The organism is Ilyobacter sp., assembly GCF_041583315.1.
Classification (GTDB): domain Bacteria; phylum Fusobacteriota; class Fusobacteriia; order Fusobacteriales; family Fusobacteriaceae; genus Ilyobacter.
Genome location: NZ_JBFHGC010000299.1, coordinates 1 through 3,645 on the forward strand (window position 1 = coordinate 1; position 3,645 = coordinate 3,645).

At 34.8% G+C, this 3,645-nt stretch carries 5 protein-coding genes; 1 reads left to right on the top strand and 4 read right to left on the bottom strand.

Features of this window, described 5'->3' with window-relative positions:
• The first annotated feature begins 9 nt into the window (after window positions 1-9).
• Entirely contained in the window at window positions 10-153 is a 144-nt protein-coding gene (locus ABZA26_RS10215; RefSeq protein WP_372714426.1) for a DJ-1/PfpI family protein, read from the top strand.
• Window positions 154-271: 118 nt separating this feature from the next.
• Here the strand turns inward: ABZA26_RS10215 and ABZA26_RS10220 are convergent, their stop codons facing one another.
• The 4 genes from ABZA26_RS10220 to ABZA26_RS10235 all read right to left on the bottom strand — a co-directional run.
• Complete coding sequence (locus ABZA26_RS10220; RefSeq protein ID WP_372714422.1) at window positions 272-1,066, bottom strand: GIY-YIG nuclease family protein; 795 nt, start codon at window positions 1,064-1,066, stop codon at window positions 272-274.
• Window positions 1,067-1,182: 116 nt separating this feature from the next.
• Entirely contained in the window at window positions 1,183-1,923 is a 741-nt protein-coding gene (locus ABZA26_RS10225; protein ID WP_372714423.1) for a sulfite exporter TauE/SafE family protein, read from the bottom strand.
• 475 nt (window positions 1,924-2,398) lie between these two features.
• Window positions 2,399-2,935 (bottom strand): rubrerythrin, encoded by a 537-nt coding sequence (gene rbr, locus ABZA26_RS10230; protein ID WP_372714424.1) that lies wholly within the window; start codon window positions 2,933-2,935, stop codon window positions 2,399-2,401.
• Window positions 2,936-3,029: 94 nt separating this feature from the next.
• A partial coding sequence (locus ABZA26_RS10235; RefSeq protein ID WP_372714425.1) for an L-serine ammonia-lyase, iron-sulfur-dependent, subunit alpha occupies window positions 3,030-3,645 on the bottom strand: 616 nt, incomplete at its 5' end.

Genomic DNA, 3,645 nt, shown 5'->3' on the forward strand with positions numbered 1-3,645 from the left:
ACTCCTGGAATCAAGGACGACCTTGAAAATGCAGGAGCTATATGGCATGATATGGCTGTAGTGGTAGATGATAATTTTGTTTCCAGCAGAAGGCCTCCTGATATCCCCGATTACAACAGAGAACTGGTAAAGGCATTTTTAAAATTTAAATAGTTATTTAAGCTAAAATACAAAAAGAGACCGGTCTGGAAATTTCGACTGGTCTCTTTTTAATTCCCTTTTATTAGACTGAAATTTCATAATAAAATAACTTTTTATAACTGACCTGTTTTTATTGAGTCTTATAGAAGCATACACTCTCTCCCAAAGATACAACCTTTACCTTATATCCGGCATCCAACCAGGTTTTAGAATGAGGATGTCCCCCGTTTGCCCACCATGCGTTGTAAGAATAAGCAGATTTCGGGAATTTAAAGCCCAAAACTTCTTCCAGTTTTACAAGAGAGACCTCTATACTCTCCATATCTTGATTCCTTAGGTAAGTGAACATTTTTCTGTATTTCCCATACCTCGAGTCTTTATTTTTAATTTTTATTATTTTCTGATCAGTTGATTCCTTTAAAGGTTCTGTGATTTCACAAGAACTGAGAACAACATTTTTTTCATTCCATTTGGGTTTTAATATTTTCTGAAGTTCTCTTTTTAATTTTTTCCTGTTGGAACTCTTAAAAAAATAGAGTTTCACATCAGAATTTTCTCTGTATGATTTCAATATAAGGCTGTTTATTTTACAGTTTACCGTCTGAAACCCTTCAAAACAATTTCTTGACGATATCACTCCGTACCCCGAGTTGAACCTGTGATCCAGGTCGAGGCATTCCCCTATATATACCACCTGGTCATTTTCCAGTATGCAGTATACCCCGGAATTTTTTACCTTTGGAATTCTGAACTTACAAAATTTTTCTCTCCCATAGGGATTAAGTTTCTTTTTTTCCAAATCGCTAAAATCATCCTGTGGGGAATATTCATTTACTTTGCAGTCACAAATTTCAGGAGTTATTTTGCATATAAATTTAAAATTATATCCTTCTATTTTTTTAGATTTTAGATTTTCTACTTTCAATTTTCACCTCCATTTTCTTTAAATATATTCTTTATTTTAATTTCTTTCATAATTTTTAATCATATCCTTTAAAAAAAATAAAAAGACCTGAAAAATCAAGTCTTTTTCTTAAAAAATTAATAAAATGCATCTTTTACCACTATTGCTGCGCAGAGAGTCAAGAAAACAGGTTTTACAAGTTTAGAACCTTTCTTGCTGGCATAGGTACTTCCAAAACGGCTTCCTATAACCCTAAAAAAAGTTATAAACAGTGCATATTTGTAGTCTATGAGCCCTTCAGCAGCATAGAAAAATATCGAGGTTATACCCATAAGAAAAACCAGAGGCTTCACAGTAGCAACAGCCTCTAAAAAATTAAACTTAAATATATAAACCAGAGCCAGGGCAAAAAAACTTCCTGCAGCCATTCCGAAAAAACCCATATATACCCCTATAAGAAAAGTTACACCAATTCCCATAGCAACTGTCTTTTTGGTAAACCCTTGAAACTTACTCTCTATTCCCACATTTTTAGAGGTTAGAGAATGGATTATCAGAGCTATAAGTATCATGGGAATCAGTCTTTCCAGGATCTTCCCGTCCATCATGGCCAGCATCCTTGTTCCCACTATAGTACCTGCAGCTGCAGGTATTACGGCATATTTCAAAAATGTCCTGTTCACATTACCGTTTTTATTATAGTGGTACGCACTGGTACCATTATCCATCAGAGCACTCACCCTGTTGGTTCCTATTATCATCTTTATAGGCATATCCACCATCATCAGAATAGCCATTATGAGCATTCCTCCGCCACCTGCAATAGCTGTTATGATTCCTGCCACCAAGGCTCCCACTGCCAGAATTATATATATCATACTTCACTCCTTTAATATGATTTTTTTGATGTTTATGCCTTCAGACTTGTAAAATTAAAATTCTTGTATACAGTATAATACCATCGCCCCTCAATGTCTATAGCAAATAATTAATTTTTGATTCTTTATAAAGTGATTTTTAAGCCCTTGGGATTTCTTAAGTCGGAATTTTTGATATTTTATTATTTAAAAAGCAAAAAACAGCCGTCGGGGAGATGACCGCTGTTTTTTAGGAGAGGTTTTTTGACATTATGTTTTATTTTTTTATGTTCTAACTTTTTGACTTCTGATTTTAAAAAAAAGTTTAAAATAAAAAAACTTATATGCCAACTAAAATTATAAAATAATCTTTTTACCACTTTTACCTGTTTTTTTTGATTTACGTTTCCACTTTTTTTACTTCGTTAGTAAAGAATGTTTAAGTTGTAAAAAAAGAGAGCCTTTAGGCTCTCCCATTATCCTGCATCAGATTTTATTAATAGTTTTTAGCCTGTACCTTAAAATGTGCTCTAGGGTGGTCACACACAGGGCAAACTTCTGGTGCCTTAACACCTTCAACTAAGTAGCCGCAATTTCCACATTCCCAGATTACTTTTTCCCCTTTTTCAAATACATTTTTTTCTTCTATATTTTTTAGAAGCTGAAGATATCTGCCTTCATGTTCTTTTTCTATTTTCCCTACTTCACGGAATAGATAAGCTACCTTACTAAATCCTTCTTCTTCTGCTTCCTTGGCAAAATTTTCATACATATCTGTCCATTCGTAGTTTTCCCCACTAGCTGCATCCTTTAGATTTTCAGCAGTAGAAGGCATCCCCTCATGGAGTAGTTTAAACCATATCTTAGCATGTGCCATCTCATTATGTGCTGTCTCTTCAAAAAATGCACCAATCTGGTTGTAACCCTCTTTTTTAGCCTGAGAAGCATAATAAGTGTATTTGTTTCTGGCTTGGGATTCCCCTGCAAAAGCAGCAAGTAGATTTTCTTCTGTCTTAGTTCCCTTTAAATTCATAATTCCCCCTTTGATATAAGTTTAATAATTAAATACTACCATATGAAAATTTATTTTTCAAATAAATGACAGCTATAAAACCAATATTAAAAAATTATTTTCCTGTCATTATATTTAGAATTGTATTATCTGTACCGACCATTCCCTCTTGAGATAATCTGCCTATGTTTAGAATTGTTTTTTCTATATTTTGGCTGACTATTCCATCCTCAGAATTAAAGACCCTGTTATTTAATGCCAGCATGGCAGAGTCAAAGGCAGTATATACCCCTGTAGCTATCTTAGATGCACAAGAGGCTTTTGCACCGTCACATATGAGACCGGATATGTTTGCCAAAGTATTTGTAACTGCATCTCCCACAATCTTCAGATCTCCTTTTTCAAGAAAAGCCAGAGCCCCGCTTACGCCAGAGACTGCACATACAGCTCCGCAATAAGCAGAGAGTCTTCCCACATTTGTTTTTATATGTATAGTCAGCAGATGAGACAGGAAAAGTGATCTTATCATATTTTCTCTGCTTATCCCCTTATCAAGACAATACCTTATAATAGGAAGTGACGCTGTCATCCCTTGATTACCGCTTCCGCTTGTTGTCATCACAGGAAGAGGACAGCCACTCATTCTGGCATCACTTCCTGCTGCTGCAAAACTTGCAGCCCTGTTTCTTTTATCATCTCCATAATTTCCATTGTTTATGTTTTCCTGTATC